This window comes from Arthrobacter sp. CAN_A214 (genome assembly GCF_015751955.1).
GTDB lineage: Bacteria > Actinomycetota > Actinomycetes > Actinomycetales > Micrococcaceae > Arthrobacter_D.
Genome location: NZ_JADOUU010000005.1, coordinates 1 through 22912, shown reverse-complemented (window position 1 = coordinate 22912; position 22912 = coordinate 1). Strand labels below are relative to the sequence as shown.

The 22912-nt window shown below is 65.8% G+C and carries 17 protein-coding genes; 13 read left to right on the top strand and 4 right to left on the bottom strand.

What is annotated here, in order from left to right; translation table 11 throughout:
* The first annotated feature begins 1 nt into the window (after position 1).
* The gene (locus tag IWX65_RS06300) at positions 2–340 is read left to right on the top strand and encodes a DUF2516 family protein (protein ID WP_196881592.1); all 339 of its coding nucleotides are present in this window, start codon (positions 2–4) and stop codon (positions 338–340) included.
* Between the two features lie 79 nt (positions 341–419).
* Here the strand turns inward: IWX65_RS06300 and IWX65_RS06295 are convergent, their stop codons facing one another.
* Positions 420–1229 (bottom strand): class I SAM-dependent methyltransferase, encoded by an 810-nt coding sequence (locus IWX65_RS06295; protein WP_334683698.1) that lies wholly within the window; start codon positions 1227–1229, stop codon positions 420–422.
* A 69-nt stretch (positions 1230–1298) separates the two neighbouring features.
* Here IWX65_RS06295 and IWX65_RS06290 point away from each other — a divergent pair, with 69 nt between their 5' ends.
* Entirely contained in the window at positions 1299–2048 is a 750-nt protein-coding gene (locus IWX65_RS06290; protein WP_196881591.1) for a phosphoglyceromutase, read from the top strand.
* An 89-nt stretch (positions 2049–2137) separates the two neighbouring features.
* Here the strand turns inward: IWX65_RS06290 and phoU are convergent, their stop codons facing one another.
* Positions 2138–2797, bottom strand: a complete 660-nt coding sequence (phoU, locus tag IWX65_RS06285; RefSeq protein WP_196881590.1) for a phosphate signaling complex protein PhoU — start codon at positions 2795–2797, stop codon at positions 2138–2140.
* Positions 2798–2968: 171 nt separating this feature from the next.
* Between phoU and IWX65_RS06280 the strand changes: the two genes are divergently transcribed.
* Together IWX65_RS06280 and IWX65_RS06275 are read left to right on the top strand one after the other, a co-directional pair.
* Positions 2969–4192, top strand: coding sequence for a sensor histidine kinase (locus tag IWX65_RS06280; protein WP_196881589.1), 1224 nt, complete (start codon positions 2969–2971; stop codon positions 4190–4192).
* Positions 4189–4869, top strand: coding sequence for a response regulator (locus IWX65_RS06275; RefSeq protein WP_196881588.1), 681 nt, complete (start codon positions 4189–4191; stop codon positions 4867–4869). Before IWX65_RS06280 ends, IWX65_RS06275 begins: the two co-directional genes overlap by 4 nt.
* 34 nt (positions 4870–4903) lie before the next feature.
* Here IWX65_RS06275 and IWX65_RS06270 read toward each other — a convergent pair whose 3' ends face one another.
* The gene (locus IWX65_RS06270) at positions 4904–5446 is read right to left on the bottom strand and encodes a hypothetical protein (protein ID WP_196881587.1); all 543 of its coding nucleotides are present in this window, start codon (positions 5444–5446) and stop codon (positions 4904–4906) included.
* A 256-nt stretch (positions 5447–5702) separates the two neighbouring features.
* On the opposite strand from IWX65_RS06270, the gene IWX65_RS06265 reads away from it, so the two are divergent.
* The 6 genes from IWX65_RS06265 to glgX all read left to right on the top strand — a co-directional run bounded on the left by IWX65_RS06265 (position 5703) and on the right by glgX (position 12216).
* Complete coding sequence (locus IWX65_RS06265; protein ID WP_026532725.1) at positions 5703–6185, top strand: CarD family transcriptional regulator; 483 nt, start codon at positions 5703–5705, stop codon at positions 6183–6185.
* Positions 6186–6249: 64 nt separating this feature from the next.
* Entirely contained in the window at positions 6250–7044 is a 795-nt protein-coding gene (gene ispD, locus IWX65_RS06260; RefSeq protein WP_334683697.1) for a 2-C-methyl-D-erythritol 4-phosphate cytidylyltransferase, read from the top strand.
* On the top strand, positions 7025–7543 hold the full coding sequence (ispF, locus tag IWX65_RS06255) for a 2-C-methyl-D-erythritol 2,4-cyclodiphosphate synthase (protein ID WP_196881586.1): 519 nt from the start codon (positions 7025–7027) through the stop codon (positions 7541–7543). Before ispD ends, ispF begins: the two co-directional genes overlap by 20 nt.
* A gap of 40 nt (positions 7544–7583) precedes the next feature.
* Complete coding sequence (gene cysS, locus IWX65_RS06250) at positions 7584–9044, top strand: cysteine--tRNA ligase (protein ID WP_196881585.1); 1461 nt, start codon at positions 7584–7586, stop codon at positions 9042–9044.
* An 86-nt stretch (positions 9045–9130) separates the two neighbouring features.
* Positions 9131–10111 (top strand): 23S rRNA (guanosine(2251)-2'-O)-methyltransferase RlmB, encoded by a 981-nt coding sequence (gene rlmB / locus IWX65_RS06245; RefSeq protein WP_196881584.1) that lies wholly within the window; start codon positions 9131–9133, stop codon positions 10109–10111.
* Positions 10108–12216, top strand: a complete 2109-nt coding sequence (glgX, locus tag IWX65_RS06240; protein ID WP_334683696.1) for a glycogen debranching protein GlgX — start codon at positions 10108–10110, stop codon at positions 12214–12216. The genes rlmB and glgX overlap by 4 nt, the downstream gene beginning before the upstream one ends.
* A gap of 39 nt (positions 12217–12255) precedes the next feature.
* On the opposite strand, the gene glgP is transcribed toward glgX, so the two are convergent.
* Entirely contained in the window at positions 12256–14868 is a 2613-nt protein-coding gene (glgP, locus tag IWX65_RS06235) for an alpha-glucan family phosphorylase (protein ID WP_196881583.1), read from the bottom strand.
* 135 nt (positions 14869–15003) lie between these two features.
* On the opposite strand from glgP, the gene IWX65_RS06230 reads away from it, so the two are divergent.
* The 3 genes from IWX65_RS06230 to glgB are packed head-to-tail and all read left to right on the top strand — an operon-like array spanning position 15004 to position 22549.
* Positions 15004–17043, top strand: coding sequence for an alpha-1,4-glucan--maltose-1-phosphate maltosyltransferase (locus IWX65_RS06230; protein WP_334683695.1), 2040 nt, complete (start codon positions 15004–15006; stop codon positions 17041–17043).
* Positions 17043–18809, top strand: a complete 1767-nt coding sequence (treS, locus tag IWX65_RS06225) for a maltose alpha-D-glucosyltransferase (protein ID WP_196881582.1) — start codon at positions 17043–17045, stop codon at positions 18807–18809. The genes IWX65_RS06230 and treS overlap by 1 nt, the downstream gene beginning before the upstream one ends.
* Positions 18809–22549: a 1,4-alpha-glucan branching protein GlgB gene (glgB, locus tag IWX65_RS06220; RefSeq protein WP_196881581.1), complete on the top strand. Its 3741-nt coding sequence runs from the start codon at positions 18809–18811 to the stop codon at positions 22547–22549. The genes treS and glgB overlap by 1 nt, the downstream gene beginning before the upstream one ends.
* Positions 22550–22912: the final 363 nt, after the last annotated feature.

The window sequence follows — 22912 nt, the reverse complement described above, 5'->3', positions numbered from 1 at the left end:
CGTGCTGATTGTCTATTCCATCCAAAGTTACCTCTACCTCGTGCTGGGCTTCGTCGCCCTGGCGATCGAGGTCTGGGCCTTTACCGACTGTGCCCGCCGCAAATCGGCGTCGTTCGAAGCCGCATCCAAGCGCACCAAGGGCTTCTGGCTGGCGCTGACCGGCGGCGCGCTCCTGGTGGGTCTTCTATCGGCGCTCGGCGGCCTGGGTGGTGGCGGCGGCTTCAACCTGTTCCAACTGGTCGCCGTCGTCGCGGCAAGCGTGTACCTCGCGGACGTCAAGCCCGCCGTCAGCGAGACGGCCGGCCGCGGGGGCAACTACGGCCCGTACGGCCCCTGGTAACGACGTCCCGGTATAAAGCCGCCCAGATAAAGTGCCGCGGTAGGAAGCGCCCTGTTGAAGGCGCCCTGGCAAGAACGAGCTAGGCGGAATGGCCGGGCCGCACCGCGTCCCAGCCCACCGTGACCTCGCCGAGCCTCCAGCGCGACGGCGAATCGAGCAGCGGCCACCCGGCGTCCTTCAGGGCGGCACACATCGCACTCCAACGCTGCCGGTTCCCGAACGGGGACAGGGGCGCGGCGTCGAGCCAGGCCCTGTCCATCGCCGCCAGAAATCCGTGCACCCTCTCGCCCGGAATATTACGGTGGATCAGGGCCTTGGGAAGGCGTTCCGCCACGTCCGACGGCAGCGCAAAGGCGCCGAAGCGCATCGAGATGCTGAAGGACACCGGCCCGGACGGATCCAGCGCGACCCAGGTCGCCCGCCGCCCGATCTCGTCGCACGTGCCGTCGATGAACAGTCCCTCCGGCGCGAGCGCACCCTGCACCTGTTCCCAATGAGCTTCATACTCGTCCTCACCGTATTGCCGCAGCACATTGAAGGCCCTCACGAAGACGGGCCGCCGGCCGGCCAGTGGCAGCTCGAATCCGCCCTGCCGGAAGCTCAAACGGTCCCGCGAGAGCGGAAGGGCGGCCTGCACCCGCAGGGGGTCTATTTCGATGCCGATGAGCTCGATGTCCTCCCGCACGCGGGAAAGCCGTTCGAAGAGCTCGACGGCGGTGACAGGCGCCGCTCCGTAGCCCAGGTCCACCACGAGGGGATCGTGCGCAGCCCGGAGACGCCGGGCCTGCGGACCGGCGAGCCAGCGGTCCACGCGCCGCAGCCGGTTGGGGTTGGTGGTTCCACGCGTGATGCTGCCCACCGACTGGGGACTGCGTCTGACCTGCGGCACCGTCCAAGGTTACTGGTAACAGTGCGTTCACAGATGCCTGGGAAGCACCGATGCGGCAGACTGGGAACCATGACTTCCTACAAATTGATTCTGCTGCGCCACGGGCAAAGTGAGTGGAACGAAAAGAACCTCTTCACCGGCTGGGTGGACGTGGCCCTGACAGCCAAGGGAAGGGAGGAAGCCACCCGCGGCGGGCACCTGCTGGTGGAGGCCGGGATCCTCCCCGACATCGTCTACACCTCGCGCCAGAAGCGGGCCACCATCACGGCCAACCTGGCCCTTGAGGCTGCGGACCGGACCTGGATCGACGTCAAGCGCAGCTGGCGCCTGAACGAGCGCCACTACGGAGCGCTGCAGGGCAAGGACAAGGCGCAGACGCTGGCCGAGTTCGGCGAGGAACAGTTCATGGAATGGCGCAGGTCCTACGACACCCCGCCGCCGCCCCTTGATGATTCGAGCGAATACTCGCAGGCGAATGATCCCCGCTACGCCGACCTCGCCGATGCCCTGCCCCGCACCGAGTGCCTCAAGGACGTCCTCGACCGTTTCCTGCCGTACTGGGAATCGGACATCACCGAGGACATCAGGGCCGGCAGGACGGTGATGATCGCCGCACACGGCAACTCGCTGCGCGCCCTCGTGAAGCACCTCGACGGCATCAGCGACGCCGACATCGCCGCACTGAACATCCCCACCGGCATCCCGCTGGTGTACGAACTGGACGAGAACCTGGTGCCGGTCAAGGCCGGCGGCACCTACCTCGACGCCGAGGCCGCCGCAGCATCCATCGAAGCAGTCGCGAACCAGGGCAAGCACTAGCAGTAGACGGGCACTAGCAGGAAACACAGGGCACACACGACGACGGCGGCCCCGCAAGGCCGCCGTCGTCGTCGTTCGGGAAGAAGCCGCTACGTCAGCGGAGCACTCGGGTGCCATTCGCCGGTCACGAGGTAGGTGACCTTGCGGGATACCGACACGCCATGGTCGGCGAAGCGTTCGAAGTACCGGCTCGCGAGGGTGATATCGACGGCAGTGGGGGCGGATTCGTTCCAGTCCTCCGAGGCGATGGCCCGGAAGACGCTCGCGTGCAGCTCATTGACGCGGGCGTTCGCGGCGTTGATCTCGCTGTTCAGTTCGAGGTTGCGGGTCTCGAGGAGTTCGGTGACCTTCGTCGCGATCTGGAAGTCGAGGTCTGCGAGTTCGTCGAAGATGGGGCGGATGCGCTCCGGGACCACGTTGGCAGGGAAACGAAGCCGGGCCAGCTGGGCGATGTGTCGTGCGAGGTCCCCCATGCGCTCGAGGGAAGCGCTCATCCGGAGCGCCCCGACGATCATCCGCAGGTCACTCGCCACCGGGCCCTGCAGGGCCAGGACGTCGATCGCGCGTTCATCGAGGGCGTTCTGCAGGAAATCGATGCGCGCGTCCGCGGCGATCACTTCCTGCGCCAGCTCCGTGTCGGCGCCCCGGAAAGCACTGTCGGCTTTCTGGATTGCCTCCGACACCAGCTGCGAGATCTCGATCAGTTCCTCGCCGATCTGGTGGAGTTCGGCCTGAAAAACCTTACGCACGTGGGCGTCCTTTCCGTTGAAGTGATAGTTCAACTGCCTGCACAGTTCCGTCCACGAGACTCTCAGGCGAGCATGAACTATTGCACAGCTTCTAGTGAACGTTAGTTGAACCCCTCGCCTATTGCCACCGGATCAGGTCCGGGCGGGAATGCCAGCGCATAAGCTGGGAGCGTGGATTTCGTATTCCTTAGCCTGACCGCCGGGCTCGTTGGCCTAGCGCTCGGTGTCTTCGGCATGCTGGCGTACCGCACCAGTGAAACCCAGCGGAGCCAGCTCCTCTATGAGGACGAGCCGGTGCTGCCCGACGGCGCCGCGGAGGTTCTCTCGATCATCGGCCGGGCCTACGTGATCGTGGACGCGATCGACGGCGTGGTCCGTGCCAGCCCGGCGGCCTACGCGTTCGGCCTGGTGCGCGGGCATACCGTGGTCCACGCGGAACTCCTCGCCCTGACCTCGCGCGTGAGGCGCGACGGCGTGATCGAGCAGAAGCAGCTTGAACTGCCGCGCGGACCCCTCGGGCAGGGCAGCATCGTGATCCAGGTGCGGGTGGCGGCCCTCGGAACCGAATACATCCTGATCCTCGCCGACGACCGCACCGAGATCACGCGCACCGAGGAGATCCGGAACGATTTCGTCGCCAACGTGTCCCACGAGCTGAAGACACCAGTGGGTGCCATCTCGCTGCTCGCTGAAACCATCCACGAAGCTGCGGAGGATGAGGTGGCGGTGCGGCGGTTCGCCCAGCGCATGCACAAGGAGTCCGCGCGGCTCTCGGCCCTCGTCCAGGACATCATCGAGCTGTCCCGCCTGCAGGGGGCCGACGTGGTGCGCCGGGGCAAGCCCGTCAACATCAATACGGTGATCGCGGAGGCCGTGGACCGCAACAAACTGCCCGCGGAGAGCAAGCGGATCGACATCGTGGTCGGCGGGTCGGTGGCGCTGCCGGTGTTCGGAGACCCGGACCTGTTGATGACGGCGTTCCGCAACCTCATCGACAATGCCATCCGCTATTCGCCGGAGGGCACCAGGGTGGGAGTGGGGCTGCGTTCCCGCGACGGTCTGGTGCAGGTCTCCGTCACCGACCAGGGCGCGGGGATCACTCCGGAGGAGCAGGAGAGGATTTTCGAGCGGTTCTACCGCATCGACGCGGCCCGGTCCCGGCAGACGGGCGGGACCGGGCTCGGCCTCAGCATCGTCAAGCACGTCGTCTCCAACCACGGCGGCGAGGTGACAGTGTGGTCGCAGGCGGGACAGGGCAGCACCTTCACCGTGCGGCTGCCCGAGATGGAAGCCGGCGATGACGCCGCTCCGCCACCGGCCCGCCCGGCGGCGGCAGTATCCAAACCAATCAAAAAGGGCGGAAGCAGCGCCCAGGAACAGGGAGTCCGCGCTTGACCCGCATTCTGATTGTCGAAGACGAGGAATCCTTCAGCGACCCGCTGTCCTACCTGCTCGGCAAGGAGGGTTTCGAGGTTGCGGTGGTGGACAACGGAATCGACGCCGTCGCCGAGTTCGACCGCGCAGGAGCGGACCTCGTCCTGCTCGACCTCCAGCTTCCCGGGCTGTCCGGAACCGAGGTCTGCAGGCAGCTGAGGCAGCGCTCCAGCGTCCCCGTCATCATGCTGACCGCCAAGGATTCCGAGATCGACAAGGTGGTGGGCCTCGAACTGGGCGCCGACGACTACGTGACGAAGCCCTACTCCTCCCGGGAGCTCGTAGCCCGCGTCCGCGCAGTGCTGCGGCGGCAGGGGGAACCCGAGGAGCTCGTCCCGAACACCGTCGAGGCCGGGCCGGTGCGGATGGACATCGAGCGCCATGTGGTCAGCGTCAGCGGGGTGCAGGTCGCCCTGCCGCTCAAGGAGTTCGAACTGCTGGAGATGCTCCTGCGGAACTCGGGGCGGGTCCTGACACGCGGCCAGCTGATCGACCGCGTGTGGGGTTCGGACTACGTGGGGGACACCAAGACGCTCGACGTGCACGTCAAACGGCTACGGACGAAAATCGAGCCGGATCCGTCGAACCCGCGCTACCTGGTGACGGTGCGCGGGCTCGGCTACAAGTACGAGGCCTGAGCCGCGGCGGGCTTCTGAAGCAGGCCCGAAAGCATCAGTGTTCCTCTCCCTCTCCCTCTCCCTCTTCCTCGGTGACCGCAGGTTCCGGAGGTTCAGGGGTGAACCCCCCGGGAACGTACTCGCGGTATTCCTCGAGGGTTCCATCAAGGACCGGAACGTTGAACTCCGCCGTCTCGGACTCGACGGTGAAGGTCAGGTCCAGCAGGGAGCCGGGGATTTCGGCGATGCCCGCGAGGGTCCCGTCGTCGTCGACCTCGTCCTCGAAGACCCACTTCTCGTCGGCCTCGATAGAGATCTCCGCGGTTTCGTTCTCCGCCTCGATGGTGAGCTGCACAGGAGAGTCGCTGGTGTTGATCGCCGTGCCGAGGAGCCTGCCGGGCTCGCCGTCCTCGGACGAGATGACGAGGATGTTGCGCAGCTCGACGGGGCCGACGTCCTTCACGATGCCGTCCGACGCTGCGTACTGGATGGTGGTGGCCTGGAGATTGTTGGCGGTGCAGCCTGTGACCCCCAGTACGGCCAGTACGGCGCCGGCAGCAGCAGCCTGCTGCACTCGGTTTTTCGGTGCACTCTTCACAGCACAAACTCCTGGGGTTCTTCTGTCGGGACAGGTTGACGAATCCGGTGAGGACCTCTGGGAACAGACTATCGGCAAAGCTTGCGATCGCGTGGGTCGATTCGTTCGCCGGTGAACCCCTGAATCAGGTAATACCGCTTTCGTCAAGAGGAGAATCATAGCTAATCGGCTGGTTTGCCCTTGCTGACCTGCGAAAACGCGGGTTCGGCGTGTCGTTGCCGTGATAAACTGATCTGCGGGAAAGGGGAAAGTCCACATGGTTTTTGAGGTCGGCGAAACAGTTGTTTATCCTCACCACGGCGCAGCGAAAATCGAAGAGATCAAGATGCGCGTCATCAAGGGCGAAGAGAAGATGTATCTCAAGCTCAAGGTGGCACAGGGTGACCTGACAATAGAAGTACCAGCAGAAAACGTTGACCTCGTTGGGGTTCGGGACGTAGTGGGCAAGGAAGGCCTCGAGCACGTGTTCGATGTCCTCCGGGCCGAGTTCACTGAAGAGCCCACCAACTGGTCGCGCCGTTACAAGGCCAACCTGGAGAAGCTTGCGTCAGGTGACGTCATCAAGGTGGCCGAGGTCGTACGTGACCTCTGGCGCCGCGACCACGACCGCGGCCTGTCCGCCGGGGAGAAGAGGATGCTCGCGAAAGCGCGGCAGATCCTGATCTCCGAACTTGCACTGGCCGAGAAGACCGACGAAGAAAAGGCTGCAGTAGTTCTCGACGAGGTACTGGCTTCCTGAACGTTCTCGAGGGGCCCCCGAAAGGGGCCCCTCTTTTTCGTTTAACCTGCCGTAGGGTGAAGCCGTGCCAACTCATCAGCCCGAGGAAACCCCTGCCGACACTGCTTCTTCAGCAATGCCTGGAAGCGGAACCCGGACCGGAGTGATCCTCGTGGCTGCCGGCTCGGGGCAGCGGCTGGGTTTCGGCATCCCGAAGGCCCGCGTGCTCTGCGGAGGGGTGACCCTTCTTGAACACGCCCTGATGAATGTCCTCGCCTCGGGTGTGGCACACGAAATCGTGGTGGTCATCCCCGGCGACGACATCGCCCTCGCGAGTGTGGCGCAGGCTGCCTCCGGGGGAGTCCGCGTCACGACGGTGCCCGGCGGTCCGAGCCGGGCGGCATCGGTTCGGGCCGGGCTCACCGGACTCAGTGACGAGGTGGGTCGGGTGCTGGTGCACGACGCCGCGCGGGCGCTCACCCCGGGTTACGTGTTCCAGCGCGTCGAATCGCGCCTGACCGAGGGCGCCACCGCCGTCATTCCCGTGCTTCCCGTGGTCGACACCGTGAAGATCGTGCGTAGCGGGCAGGTGGCGGGGACACCGGACCGCGCCGAACTCCGGATCGTCCAGACGCCCCAGGGCTTTGAAGCGGGAGTCCTGCGCAGCGCCCATGACCGGGCGGATGCGGCAGATCCGGCCATTACCGATGACTCCATGCTCGTTGAGCTCCAGGGCGTTCCCGTGGTGGTGGTGGACGGCGATCCACTGGCTTTCAAGGTCACCACGCCTCTCGACCTGGCACTCGCCGAGACCCTGGTCGCGGGAAAGATTCCCTCCCTCCTCCCGGAAAGGCCGCACCATGTACCTGAGCGACCATGAGCACCTTCCCCGCACCGGCATCGGCGTCGACGTCCACGCCTACGCGCGTGACGGCGACCCGGCGCCGCTGTGGCTCGCCGGCCTGCTGTGGGACGGGGAGCGGGGACTCTCCGGGCACTCCGACGGCGACGCCGCTGCACACGCCGCAGCGGACGCACTGTTCTCCGCGGCGGGAGTGGGAGATCTCGGAACGCACTTCGGCACCGACCGTCCCGAATTCGCCGGTGCCTCGGGCGCCCTCCTCCTGAAGCGGGCGGCCGCGATCGTGCGCGAGGCAGGGTTCGACATCGGGAACATCGCCGTCCAGATCATAGGAAACCGCCCCAAATTCGCGCCCCGCCGGGCTGAGGCCGAGGCGACCCTGTCCGACGCCGCTCAGGCTCCCGTCAGTATCTCCGCGACCACGACCGACGGCCTCGGCCTCACCGGCCGAGGGGAGGGCATCGCGGCCGTCGCGACCGCCGTCGTCGTTCGGTCCAGGCCGCGCCCGGGCAGCTGACCGGCGACCCGGGCCGACCGCCGCCGGGTAATCTGGAGCGGTGAGCCTGCGATTCTATGACACCGCCCAAGCCGAGGTGCGCGACTTCGCACCCCTGATCCCGGGCCGGGCAAGCCTCTATTACTGCGGCGCCACAGTGCAGGGCATGCCGCACGTCGGGCACATCCGTTCCGCGATCGCCTTCGACCAGATCACGCGCTGGCTCGAAGCGAGGGGGCACCGCGTGACGGTCGTCCGGAACGTGACCGACATCGACGACAAGATCCTCGCCAAGTCCCTCGCCTCATATGTTGCAGGTGCTGCCGACGCGGACCCGGCGACGGTACCGGACGAGCCGTGGTGGGCCCTCGCGTACCGGTACGAGCTTGAGTTCACGAAGGCCTACGACGCACTCGGGGTACGCCGCCCGACCTATGAGCCGCGCGCTACGGGGCATGTTCCCGAGATGCACGCCCTGATCGGGCAGCTGATCGAGCGCGGGCACGCCTACCCGGCCCTCGATGATTCCGGTGACGTCTACTTCGACGTCCGGTCCTGGACGGCCTACGGATCCCTCACGCGCCAGAACATCGACGACATGCAGGGCGCGCCCGACGCCGGTCCGCGCGGCAAGCGGGACCCGCGGGACTTCGCGCTGTGGAAGGGCTCGAAGGACACCGACCCCGCCTCGGCGTCCTGGCCCAGCCCGTGGGGATCCGGCCGGCCGGGCTGGCACCTCGAATGCTCGGCAATGGTCACCAAATACCTCGGACCCGAATTCGACATCCACGGCGGCGGGCTGGATCTGCGGTTCCCGCACCACGAGAACGAGATGGCACAATCGCAGGCCGCGGGCCATCCTTTCGCCCGGTTCTGGATGCACAACGGCATGGTGACCTACCAGGGTGAGAAGATGTCTAAATCCGTCGGCAACACAGTGAGCCCCGAGGAGATGCTCGCCGTCGCGGGCCCCCGCGTGGTGCGCTACTACCTCGGACAGGCCCACTACCGCTCGGTGCTCGACTACAGCCCCACCTCCCTCGAGGAGGCCGCGGCAGCAGTGGGGCGCATCGACGGCTTTCTTGCGAAGGCATCCGCGAGGGTGGGGGAGGCCGAGGGAGCAACCGACCCAGCGGCCCACCTGCCCGAGGAGTTCGGCAGGGCCATGGATGACGACCTCAACGTCCCGCAGGCGCTCGCCGTGCTCCACGGAACCGTCCGCGCGGGCAATACCGCGCTGGCGGACGGGAACGACGACGACGCCGGCGCTGCCCTGGCCGCGGTCCTTGCCATGACGAGGGTCCTCGGGCTCGATGACGCTCAGCAGGCTACCGGCTCCGGGAAGTCAGCCGCCCGCACCGCGCTCGACTCCCTGGTCCGTTCCCAGCTCGCGCAGCGGGATGAGGCGCGTGCCGCAAGGGACTGGTCCCGAGCCGACGCCATCCGGGATGCCCTGGCCGCAGCCGGGGTCACCGTGGAGGACTCGGCTGCCGGAGCGACGTGGCGATTGGAGACGCCCTGACCGGCTGCGGAGCGGCGCGTATCCGGCGCCGCCGCGCTTCCGCGTAAACTGGGGAAGATTCTTCTTCTATTTAAAGGTGTTTTTCCATGGCCAGTCACGGACGTCCAGGCGCAGTGCGCAAGTTGAAAAAGGGGCCCACCATCGGCACCGGCGGCCATGGACGCAAGTCGCTCGAAGGTAAGGGCCCGACGCCGAAGGCGGAGGACCGCCCCTATCACCAGGCGTACAAGAACAAGGAGCTGGCCGACCGATCAGCGGCGAAGCGCGGTGGAAAGAACGCCGGCACCGGGCGGACCAAGGGCAAGGCAGCCGAGGAGATCGTCACCGGCCGCAACTCGGTGGTCGAGGCCCTGCGCGCGGGCATTCCCGCCAAGACCCTCCACGTGGCGATCCGCATCGAGATGGACGACCGCGTACGGGAGTCGCTCAAAATGGCGACCGAGCGGGGCATCCCGGTGATGGAAACCGGGAAGCCGGAACTCGACCGGATGACCGATGGTGCCGTGCACCAGGGACTCATGCTCCAGATTCCACCCTACGAGTACGCCGACGCCCTCGACCTCGCCGACGACACCCTGGACAAGTTCAAGCGCGGCCACATCTCCAATGCGCCGCTCTTCATCGCCCTCGACGGCATCACCGACCCGAGGAACCTCGGTGCGATCATCCGCTCCGCCTCCGCGTTCAGCGCGCACGGCGTCATCGTTCCCGAGCGCCGGTCGGTGGGCGTGACGGCGTCCGCCTGGAAAACGAGCGCCGGGGCAGCCGTCCGCGTGCCGGTAGCACGCGTCGGCAACCTGAACTCCGCCCTGAAAACCTTCAAGCAGAAGGGTATCTTCGTTCTCGGGCTCGACGGCGACGGCGACGTCTCACTGCCGGACCTGACCCTGTCCAGTGATCCGATCTGCATCGTCGTGGGCTCGGAGGGCAAGGGACTCTCACGCCTGGTACGCGAGAACTGCGACCAGATCGTCTCCATTCCGATCGACTCCGCCATGGAGTCCCTCAATGCGTCGATGGCGGTGGGAATCACGCTGTACGAGGTGTCCCGCCAGCGTTCCGTTTGAGTGCCGGAACGGTGCAACCCATCAGCAGGCAGGGACAGGCAGCCCATTCCTCGAGTGAGTTCCCCCTCGGCCTTCACCGGTTGAGGGGTCGATGGGCCGATGACTCCCACGCGAACGCCGCAGTGTGGGCACCTTCGATACCGTCGATCGACGTCCACTACCAGAGCCCCACCGGCGGCTGGACGTCCGAGACACTTCCGGGCCTCGACGGAGGGGTGCACCACGGGGTGATCGGACCCATTGCGCAGGGCGCCTCCTACGCGTTCTGGCCCACCGGCGAGGCCCTTCCAGGAGCTCCGGGGACGGCGCAACTCCTTCTCGATCCCTATGGGCGCGCAATCGACGTCGATGACGCCGCATCGAGCCCCGCGTATTTCTCGGTGTTCGTCGAGCACTCCTTCGACTGGGGCGCCTCCGAGCGTCCACGGACGCCCTGGCGGGACACAGTGGTGTATGAGGCGCACGTGAAGGGACTGACGCAGCTGCACCCCGAGGTACCCGAGAACCTGCGCGGAACCTATGCGGGCCTCGCCCACCCAGCCATGGTCGGATATCTGAAGGAACTCGGCATCACGGCCGTGGAACTGCTGCCGGTCCACTTCCACATCGACGAGCCCCACCTCGAACCGCTCGGCCTCACCAATTACTGGGGCTACAACACGTTGGGCTTCTTCGCAGCCCACTCCGCCTATGCCACGAAGCAGGCCCGGGCCGACGGCCCGGAAGCCGTCATTGCGGAGTTCAAGGGCATGGTGAAGCAGCTCCACGAGGCGGGCCTCGAAGTGATCCTGGACGTGGTGTACAACCACACCGCCGAAGGCCCGCAGGGCCGCCCCGCGCTGTGCTGGCGGGGACTGGGGGATCGGGACTACTACCGGCACGACGACGCCGGCCGGTACGTCGACACCACGGGCTGCGGCAACTCCCTCGACTTCTCGAAGACCAAGGTGGTCGAATTCGCCCTCGACTCGCTCCGCTACTGGGCGGAGGAGTTCCAGATCGACGGCTTCCGGTTCGACCTCGCCGTCACCCTGTGCCGCGACGAATCGAACACCTTCACCCCGCGCCACCCCTTCCTCGTGGCGGCGGGGGCCTCACGGGCACTGCGCGGCGTGAAACTCATCGCCGAGCCCTGGGATATCGGCATGTGTGGCTGGCAGACCGGGAACTTCCCGCACGGCTGGGCGGACTGGAACGACGGCTTCCGCGACACCGTGAAGGACTTCTGGTTGCGGGATCATGCAGCGCTCCGTGCGGGAGGGCGGGCGTCCTCGCCCGGGCAGTTGGCGGGACGCCTCGCCGGCTCAACCGATACCTTTGCGCGCTCCGGCCGGAGTCCCCTGGCCTCCCTCAACTTCGTGACGGCACACGACGGCTTCACGCTGGCCGACCTCACCATGTACGACCGCAAACACAACGAGGACAATGGCGAAGGCAACCGCGACGGGCACAGCGATAACCGCAGCTACAACCACGGAGTGGAAGGGCGCTCGGAGGACGAGGGCATCATCGCCGCGCGCGAGCAGACCGCCCGCAACCTGATGGCCTCCCTGCTGATCTCACTGGGTGTCCCGATGATCACCGCGGGGGACGAGTTCGGCCGGACCCAGCGCGGCAACAACAACGCCTACTGCCAGGACAACGAGCTTGCCTGGGTGCACTGGCCGCAGGACGCGGCAGCAAGACGGATGCTCGAGGCCACCCGGACGCTGCTGACCATCCGGCGCGACTTCCTCGCCGGGCTCCCGGCAAGCTTCCCGGCCCGCAGCGACAGCTCCACGCTCCTGTGGTTCAGCGCGGCCGGACTGCCCATGACTCCGGCGGAGTGGGACAACCCGGCCACCCGCACCGTGCAGTTCCTGCTGGGGTCACACGGCGGAACGATGAACGGGCTGGTAGTGATGAACGGATCCCTCAAGGAGCAGCGGATCCATCTGCCAGCCGCATGGATCCTCCAGAACCAGGGAATCGGCGACGCCCAGCCCCGGTGGTTCGAGCGCACCTTCGACTCCGCCGATCCGGCGATGAAACGCAATGGAGCCCGCCTGCTCTCGGGCGAGGCGGACTCCATTGCAGCCAACTCGGTCAGCATCTACCGCTGCTGACCGGGTGGGCCGGGCGGCCGGATTGCTCCGGAGGCCCGGTCAGGCGTTGACGACGAGGCCGAGCTCCGCCTTCGATACCAGAGTCGAGTGCCTGGGCAGCACCCGCACGGTGTAGCCGAAGGAGCCGGAGTGGTCGATCGTGATTCCGCCCGTGAACAGGTAGCGGCCGCTTCCGAGGTTCTCGGCGACACCCAGGTCCTCCAGCGCCACGTGATCGAGTTCGTCGTTGTCCGACGCCCGTCCGAACGCGACCTCGACGGCGACGTCGTCGGGGTCCAGGTTGCCGAGCGCCACGTAGGCGTTGACGGTCAGCGAGTCACCGATCTGGGGATCTTCCGTAACGCCTACTGAATCGACGTGCTCCACCTGCACTGCCGACCAGCCACCCTGGATCCGTGAACGCCAGGCGGCAGTGCGCTTCGCCAGGGCGTAGGAGTCGGCGACGGCGTCCCGTCCGGCCCGCCACGCCGGCTGGTAGAGCTGTCCCACGTAGTCCTGCAGCATGCGCTCGGCCGAAACAGCGGGCCCGAGGGTGGCCATGGTGTGCTTGATCATGGCGATCCACTGGTGCGGGATGCGGTCGGAAGACGGCTCCGAAGGCCCTGCGGCGCCGGCTCCCATGGCGGGGACCGATCCGTAGAACCTGGGGCCGACCTGCGTTTCGAGGAGGTCGTAGAGGGCTGCGGCCTCGATGTCGTCGCGCTCGTCCGCCGACGCGCCGTTGTCGGCAGTGGGAATGGCCCACCCGTTGTCGCCGTCGTACATCTCGTCCCACCAGCCATCGAGCACCGAGAGGTTGAGGCCGCCGTTGATGGCCGACTTCATGCCCGAGGTTCCGCAGGCCTCGAGGGGACGGAGCGGATTGTTGAGCCACACGTCACAGCCCGGGAAGAGCGTGCGGGCCATCGCGATGTCGTAGTTCGGCAGGAACACGATGCGGTGGCGCACGGCCGGGTCATCGGTGAAACGGACCAGGTCCTGGATCATCCGCTTGCCCTGCTCGTCAGCGGGATGCGACTTTCCGGCGATCACCAGCTGGATCGGGTGCTCGGCATGGAGCAGCAGTGCCTTCAGGCGCGCGGGGTCACGGAGCATGAGGGTGAGGCGCTTGTAGGTGGGCACGCGGCGAGCGAAACCGATGGTCAGGACATCCGGGTCGAGCACGGAATCGGTCCACGCGAGCTCGGCATCGGCCGCGCCACGCGTTTTCCAGGATGCACGCAGGCGGCGCCGGACGTCGGCCACGAGGTTCGAGCGGAGGCTTCGGCGCAGCGCCCAGATCTCGGGGTCGGCGACGTCATACACGCGGGACCATTTCGGGTCGAGGATCGACTCGGCGCCGAAGTTCTTCCGTGCGAAATCGACGATCTGCGGATCGACCCAGGTGGGAACATGGACGCCGTTGGTCACCGAGGTGATCGGCACCTCGCGCGTGTCGAATCCCGGCCAGAGACCCGAGAACATGCCGCGGGACACCTCGCCGTGCAGCTTCGCCACGCCGTTGGCGCGCTGGGCCAGGCGGAGGCCCATCACCGCCATATTGAACTTTGCCGGATCCCCGTCGGCATAGTTCTCTGCACCGAGCGCGAGAACCTTGTCCGTGGGGACCGAATGGGCGAGGCCAGCATTGAAGAAGTGCTCGATCTGCGTGCGGTCGAAGCGGTCGATTCCCGCGGGGACCGGGGTGTGCGTGGTGAAGACGGTGGAAGCCCTTCCCGCCGTCAGAGCTTCCTCCCAGCTCATGGGGGATTCGTTGGAAGGATCCATCAGTTCACGGATCCGTTCGATGCCCAGGAAGCCCGCGTGGCCCTCGTTGGTGTGGAACACCTCGGGAGCGGGGGTTCCGGTGAGCCGCTCGAAGATCCGGAGCGCCTTGACGCCGCCCATGCCGAGCAGCAGTTCCTGCTGCAGGCGCTGGTCCCCGCCCCCGCCGTACAAACGGTCGGTGACGTTGCGTGCTGCTTCGTCGTTGCCTGCCACGTTCGAGTCGAGCAGGAGCAGCGGTACGCGGCCGACGTCGGCGCGCCAGATGTGGGCGGACAGCTGCCTGCCGTTGGGGAGCGGAAGGACGACCTTCGCTGCACTGCCGTCCTCCTCGCGGAGCAGGGTCAGCGGCAGGCCGTCGGGATCGAGGACTGGGTAGGTCTCCTGCTGCCAGGCGTCACGGGACAGCGACTGCTTGAAGTAGCCCGCCTGGTAGAGCAGGCCGACGCCGATGAGCGGCACTCCCAGGTCGGAGGCCGATTTCAGGTGGTCGCCGGCAAGGATGCCGAGGCCACCGGAGTACTGCGGCAGTACAGCGCTGATCCCGTACTCGGGGGAGAAGTAGGCGATCGAGCGGGGTGCATCGTCGCCGAGTGACTGGTACCAGCGGGGCTGGCTGAGGTAGCTGTCGAGATCGGCCCCCAGGTCCTGGATCCGCTGGACGAGCTGCTTGTCTGCCGCCAGCTGACGCAGCTGTTCACGCGTCACCGAGCCGAGGAACGACACCGGGTCATGGCCGCTCGCTGCCCATGCGGCGGGGTCGATGTCCTCGAAGAGGCGCGAGGTCGGCAAGTGCCACGACCATCGCAGGTTGCCCGCGAGCTTGCCCAGGGGGGCGATGCTCTCAGGGAGGACGGTACGGACTGTAAATCTGCGGATTGCCTTCACGGGATTTACGCTAGCGCAGTTATTCCGGTTCTTGGGAAGGCCAACGCAACCGCTTGCGTAAACCGCCCAGTTAATCCCTATGTTACGGAAAGCCCCCCTTAGCAATTCCGCTGAATACTCGCTAACGTCAGGTGCGTGACGATTTCGAGTGAGCAGCCCCGCAATGTCCTATACCCCGAGGGGCTGCGCTTCGGCCGCATCCCCATTACCGCCGTAGCCCCCGTGATCGAGGACGGCAGGTTCCCCTCAAAGGCGATCCCGGACTCCGACATCACTGTAGGTGCGACGGTGTTCCGCGAGGGCCATGACCAGCTCGGTGTCTCTGCCGTCCTGTATGACCCGCGCGGCAAGGAAGTCCAGCGCATCCGGCTCACCGCCGTCGGCGCCGGGCTGGATCGGTGGGAAGGCCGGCTCCGCCCGGCAGCGCGCGGACTCCACACCTTCACCATCGAGGGCTGGTCGGATCTCTACGGAACGTGGGAGCACGACGCGTCGATCAAGATCGCCGCAGGAGTGGATGTCGACCTCATGCTCGCTGAGGGCGTCGCCCTTTTCACGAGAGCAGCTGAGGAGCGCACAGCGAAGGACGCAGCACTGTTCCGCCGCACGGCGGCGGAACTCGCCGACACTTCGCGCAGCGTCGAGGACCGACTGGCTGCCGGTGGCACGCTTCAGGTGCTGGAGGCCATCCGACGGAAGCCCATACGCTCCATGGTCACTGCATCGCCTGCCTACCCCATCCTGGTGGAGCGCGAGCTCGCCGGGCGCGGAGCCTGGTACGAGTTCTTTCCACGTTCAGAAGGCGCCGTTTACAACCCCGAAGCCGGGGAATGGACCTCGGGCAACTTCCGGACTGCGGCGAAGCGCCTGGACGCCGTCGCCGCCATGGGGTTCGACGTCGTCTATCTGCCTCCGATCCACCCGATCGGCCGTACCCACCGCAAGGGTCCCAACAACACGCTGACCGCGGGTCCCGGGGATCCAGGATCTCCCTGGGCGATCGGATCCGAGGCAGGAGGCCACGATGCCATCCACCCCGACCTCGGCACCTTCGAGGACTTCGACGCTTTCGTCGCACGGGCCGCCGAGCTGAACCTCGAGGTGGCGCTCGACTTCGCGCTCCAGGCAGCTCCGGACCACCCGTGGGTCACCTCGCATCCCGAGTGGTTCACCACTCGGGTGGACGGCTCGATCGCCTACGCGGAGAATCCTCCCAAGAAGTACCAGGACATCTATCCCATCAACTTCGACAACGACCCGAAGGGCATCTCGAAGGAGATCCTACGGATCGTGCTGATGTGGATCGAGCACGGCGTGAAGGTCTTCCGCGTGGACAACCCGCACACCAAGCCGGTGCAGTTCTGGGAATGGCTGATCGCCAAGGTCAACAAGAAGCACCCCGACGTCATCTTCCTCGCCGAGGCGTTCACGCGTCCTCCGATGATGCATGCGTTGGGCCGCGCCGGCTTCCAGCAGTCCTATACCTACTTCACCTGGCGCAATACGAAGACGGAGATCGAGGAGTACTTCACCGAGATCAGCCATGTCTCACCCGCCTACTTCCGTCCGAACTTCTTCGTCAACACTCCGGACATCCTCACCGAATACCTCCAGTACGGCGGACCTGCCGCCTTCAAGATCCGGGCAGTGCTCGCCTCGATGGCCAGCCCGATGTGGGGGGTGTACTCGGGCTACGAGCTGTTCGAGCACGTGGCGCGGCCCGGTGCCGAAGAGTACATCGACAACGAGAAGTTCCAGTACCGGCCCCGCGACTACGCGGCGGCCGAGGCCGAAGGCCGGTCGCTGGCTCCCTACATCAGCCGCCTCAACGCCATACGGCGCTCGCATCCCGCACTCGGTGACCTCGAGAACCTGATCCTCCACCCGAGCAGCGATTCCGCAACCGTCGCGTTCTCGAAGCACAAGGAAACCGCCGAGGGCAAGGACACCATCATCGTCGTCGTGAACCTGGATCCCCACAGCACAAGGGAAAGTACCGTCTTCCTCGATCTGGGCGCGCTTTCGATCGATGCTGCGGACCGCAACGAGGACGGCACGTTCTGGGTGGACGACCTCGTGAGCGGCCAGAGCTTCGCCTGGGGCGAGAATAATTACGTTCGGCTGGACGCCCATGTGGAACCAGCTCACATCCTTTCTGTCAGGAGGCAGCGCTAGTGCCCAATCCCTTCCAGCTGAACGCACCCGGGCTTGCCCACGACCCGCACTGGTACCGAAAGGCCGTTTTCTATGAGGTGCTGGTCCGTGGGTTCGCGGACGCCAATGGTGACGGCTCCGGAGACTTCTCGGGCCTCATCGAACGGATGGACTACCTGCAGTGGCTCGGCGTGGACTGCCTGTGGCTGCCGCCGTTCTTCAAGTCACCGCTGCGTGACGGCGGCTATGACATCGCCGACTACTACGACGTCCTCGACGAGTTCGGGTCGCTGAGCGACTTCAAGCGGCTCGTCGCCGAGGCCCACGCCCGCGGTGTCCGGGTCATCATCGACCTCCCGGTGAACCACACCTCCGACCAGCACCACTGGTTCCAGGAATCCCGGAGCGACCCCGAAGGTCCATACGGTGATTTCTATGTGTGGAGCGACACGGACGAGAAGTATGAGGACGCCCGCATCATCTTCGTCGACACCGAGGAGTCCAACTGGACCTTCGACCCGGTGCGGCGGCAATTCTTCTGGCACCGCTTCTTCGGCCACCAACCGGACCTCAACTTCGAGAACCCCAAGGTCCAGGAAGCAATCTTCGACGTCGTGAAGTTCTGGCTGGACCAGGGCATCGATGGGTTCCGCGCCGACGCAATCCCCTACCTCTTCGAGGAGGAGGGAACGAACTGCGAGAACCTGCCGAAGACGCACGAGTTCCTCAAGCGGCTGCGTGCCATGGTGGATGAGAACTACCCCGGCCGTGTCATCATCGCCGAGGCCAACCAGATGCCCGAGGAGGTTGTCGAGTACTTCGGTGACGAGGAGGGCCCCGAATGCCACATGTCATTCCACTTCCCCATCATGCCCCGCCTGTTCTACGCGCTGCGTGACCAGAAGGCCGGCCCGATCATCCAGACGATGAAGGACACTCCTGCCATCCCGGCGGGAGCCCAGTGGGGGACGTTCCTTCGGAACCACGACGAACTGACCCTCGAGATGGTGACCAACGAGGAACGCGAAGCGATGCTCGGCTGGTACGCACCGGATTCGAGGATGCGTGCCAACGTGGGTATCCGGCGCCGGCTCTCGCCGCTGCTCGACAACTCCCGCGCCGAGGTCGAGCTCATCCACGCGTTGCTGTTGTCCCTGCCCGGCAGTCCCTTCCTGTACTACGGCGACGAGATCGGCATGGGAGACAACATCTGGCTCGAGGACCGTGATGCCTCAAGGACACCGATGCAGTGGAACCCCGATCGCAACGCCGGGTTCTCCACCGCCGATCCGGGCAAGCTGTACCTGCCCGTGGTGCAGTCGCTGGTCTACAACTACAGCCACGTCAACGTCGAGGCCCAGCTCGCGACCTCGAGTTCGCTCCTGCACTGGGTCCGCCAAATGCTCGCCGTGCGGCGCGCTCACCCCGCATTCGGTCTGGGAGAGTATCGCAACGTCCCCACCGAGTCGGACGCAGTGCTTGCGTTCCTGCGCGAAGTCAAGGACGGAAATGCCGAGCACGAGCAACCTGAGGTAGTGCTGTGCATCTTCAACCTCTCCCAGCACCCGGTAGCCGCCAAGATGCACCTGCCCGAGTTCGCGGGCCGCGGGCTCCGGGACCTTTTCGGCGGGGCGATCTTCCCGGCGTTCGGCCTGGAGGGCGACCTCACCCTGACACTGGGCAGCCACGACTTCTTCTGGCTCCGACTGCGGTCGGCTTCCTCGAATACCTCATCTCCCCACACCGAAGCACTTCCCGTCATCCCGATCTCGGAGGCCATCAGATAATGGCGACCCATACACCCTTCATTCCCGAAATCCTCAGTGAATGGCTGCCCTCGCAGCGCTGGTTCCCGGCCCGCGGACGGGACGTCACCCTGACCGTCGTCGGCGGCACCGTCCTGGACGACCCGAACGGGGAGGCCGGACTGGAGGTCCACTTCCTCGCCGTGGAATCCGGGCACCGCACCGACGTCGTCAGTGTTCCCCTGAGCTATCGCGAAGAGCCGCTGGAAGTTGCTGCTGCGGGCCTCATCGGCCAGGTGGACCATCCGCAGTTAGGGACGCGCTGGGTGTATGACGCCACCCATGATCCGGATTTCGTCACGGCCTGGGTGAACTTCATTCGTTCGAAGAAGGCCACTTCCGACGGTCGCCTCGTGCCGACCGCGCTGAAGGGCATGCCTCCGCGCAGCCGGGCGAAAGCACCGAAGGTCAAGGTCCTCCAGGGCGAGCAGTCGAACACTTCGGTAGTGGTCGGCACAGGGAAGAACTCGCTGATCGTGAAGTTCTTCCGGATTCTCGCGACCGGGGAAAGCCCTGATGTGCAGGTCAGCGCGCAGCTGACGGCGGCCGGGTCCACCGACGTTCCGCCAACCTACGGTTGGGTTACCGGTACCTGGCAGCAGCCCCACGCCGAACCCGGCCAGCACGTGATGGGCCACGTCAGTGTCCTCAGGGATTACGTCGAGAGCAGTATCGACGCCTGGCGCATCGCCGCCCTTGCAGCATCCTCGGGCACCGACTTCAGGGAGGAGTCGCACGAGCTCGGGCGAGCCATTGCCCGTATCCACGTGCAGCTCAGCGGGGCTTTCGGCAACGGCTCCGCTTCCGAGGCCGAGGAGACGGAATTCAAGGATGCCCTTGCGGGCCGCATCGAGTGGGCATGGCGGGAGGCACGCGACGCCGTCGGGCCCCTCGACGCCGAAGTGGACCAGGTGCTCAAGGACGTAGCCGCCCTGACCGACCTTCCGGCGCTGCAACGCATCCACGCCGACCTCCACCTGGGACAGGTCCTCCGGGCTCCTGACGAATCCTGGCTCGTCATCGACTTCGAGGGTGAGCCGCTGCGCCCCACCGCCGAGCGGAGTCTCCCCGACGTGCCGCTGCGCGACGTCGTCGGGATGGTGCGTTCGCTCGAGTACGCAGCCGCCTCCCGCGGGCCCGCCGCCGAAGGAACGGATGCCGCCCGGGAGACGGAGCAGTGGGCGGCATCGGCCCGCAGCGCGTTCCTGGCCGGGTACGCCGAGGAAAGCGGCACCGATATCGATCCCGAGGCGCCGTTGTTCAAGGCCCTCTGGCTGGACAAGGCGCTGTACGAGGTGGTGTACGAGCTGCGCAACCGCCCCGACTGGGTCGAGTGGCCGGTGCGTGACGTACGCCGCGCGCTCGGCGCCGGAGCTGAACGAACGGCGCCGGTCGGTGCTGAAGCGCCGGTGGAACCCAGCGCCGGCAGTTCGACCGGTAGCGGCCCTGATTCCGACCCGACGGCGGACGCCAGGCCCGAGGCAACCGGCGCCGTCGGAACGGCGCAGGAGACTCCAACCACCCCGGCCGGGGCCTCGGGCGACCCGGTTCCGGTCGCCGAAAACATCCTCCAGCGTGTTTCCGAGGGCTCGTACCACCAACCGCATGCGGTTCTTGGAGCGCACGTGGATGCAAGCGGCCTGGTCACGATCCGCACGCTGCGACCCCTCGCTTCGTCGGTCACCGTGGTGACGGGCGATGCACGGGTGGAGCTCGCACATGAGCACAACGGCATCTGGGTAGGAACCCTTGCCGCCGAAGTGCCGGGACACACACCCGATTACCGGCTCGAGGTCACTTACGGCGGCGAACCGGAGGTGGTGGACGACCCCTACCGGTTCCTGCCGACTCTTGGTGAGGTCGACCTGCACCTCATCGGCGAGGGCCGCCACGAAACGCTGTGGACCGCGCTTGGTGCGCACGTCCGCCACTACTCGTCGGTGTTGGGCGACATCAACGGAGTGTCCTTCGCCGTCTGGGCGCCGAGCGCCCAGGCGATCCGGGTCAAGGCCGACTTCAACGGCTGGGATGGCACCGTCAACGCGATGCGCGCCCTCGGGAGCTCAGGCATCTGGGAGCTTTTCGTGCCCGGCGCCGGCGCCGGGGCGTGCTATAAGTTCGAGATCCTCGGTAGCGACGGCCAATGGCGTGAGAAGGCCGACCCGATGGCGCGGGGTACCGAGGTACCTCCCCTGACAGGCTCCCGTGTCGTGGAATCCCGCTACCAGTTCGAGGACTCCGCCTGGATGGAAACCCGTGCGGCGACGGACCCGCACAACGGACCCATGAGCGTCTACGAGGTTCACCTCGGATCGTGGCGTGTGGGTCTCGGGTACCGGGAGCTTGCTGAGCAGCTCGTCGAGTACGTCTCGTGGCAGGGATTCACGCATATCGAGCTCATGCCCGTGGCGGAGCACCCGTTCGGAGGGTCCTGGGGCTACCAGGTCACTTCCTATTTCGCACCGACGTCGCGCTTCGGCAGTCCGGATGACTTCAAGTATCTGATCGACAAGCTGCACCAGGCCGGCATCGGCGTCATCATGGACTGGGTACCCGCCCACTTCCCGAAGGATGAGTGGGCACTCGCCAAGTTCGACGGCGGAACACTCTACGAGCACGGCGACCCCTTCCTCGGCGAGCATCAGGATTGGGGAACGCTGATCTTCGACTTCGGCCGTCGTGAGGTGCGCAACTTCCTCGTAGCGAATGCCCTGTACTGGCTCGAAGAGTTCCACATCGACGGACTGCGGGTGGATGCCGTCGCGTCGATGCTGTATCTCGACTACTCGCGCGAGGAAGGCCAGTGGAGGCCCAACAAGTTCGGCGGGCGCGAGAACCTGGAGGCGATCTCCTTCCTGCAGGAAGTGAACGCCACTGCCTACAAGCGGGCGCCCGGCATCGTGATGATCGCCGAGGAGTCCACGGCGTTCGACGGCGTCACCCGGCCCACGAGCTCCGGCGGGCTCGGCTTCGGCATCAAGTGGAACATGGGCTGGATGCACGACTCGCTCGAGTACGCCGCCGAGGAGCCGATCAACCGTGTGCACCACCATGGCAAGGCGACCTTCTCGATGGTGTATGCCTACACCGAGAATTTCCTCCTTCCCATCAGCCACGACGAGGTCGTGCACGGCAAGGGATCACTGTTGCGCAAGATGCCCGGTGACCGCTGGCAGCAGCTGGCCAACGTCCGCGCCTACCTTGCTTTCCAGTGGGCACACCCGGGTAAGCAGCTCATTTTCATGGGCTCCGAGTTCGCGCAGGAGTCCGAATGGGCCGAACAGCACGGACTCGACTGGTGGCTCTGCGACACCCCGTCTCACAAGGGCGTCCAGGAGCTGGTGCGCTCGCTGAACGGCGTGTACCGGGAAACGCCTGCCCTTTATGCGCGGGACAACGAGCCTGCCGGCTTCCAGTGGATCGACGAGAACGACGGCGAGCACAACACGCTGTCCTTCGTCCGATGGGATCACCAGGGGAACCCGCTGGTATGCATCGCGAACTTCGCCGGCGGACCGCACGAAGGATTCCGGGTCGGTCTGCCCTGGGCAGGGGAATGGACCGAAGCCCTCAACACGGATTCCGAGCAGTACGGCGGATCCGGAGTGGGTAACCAGGGTGTCGTGACTGCAGTGGAAGGAGCCCACAACGGGCAGCCCGCCTATGGTGATGTTCGGGTTCCCCCGCTCGGCGTGCTCTACCTGGTACCCAAGACCAACTGATTCCACGCTTCGACCTTCGGCCGCCGGCCTCCCTCCCGGGAAGGGCCGGCGGCCGTTTTACATTCAGGCTTGAGCGGTGCTAGAGTTGACTTCCGCGCTGATCGAGTCTTCGATCGGGTGACAATCACAGACATTATGTTCCATCATTCGCTATGTCGGATGGGAACGGTGAGAATCGGCCGATTTGCAGAGTCGGATCGGGGCGGGTAGGCTTGAAAAGTTGCTTCGGAGCGATGACATGACGGTTTGGTTGTGTTTGGTGCCGATAGTGTCTGTTGTTTGAGAACTCAATAGTGTGCCAAGTTTGTTGATACCGATTGTTTTTTGATTGGTTGAATTGGCTGGTTGCCTGCTTTGTGGTGG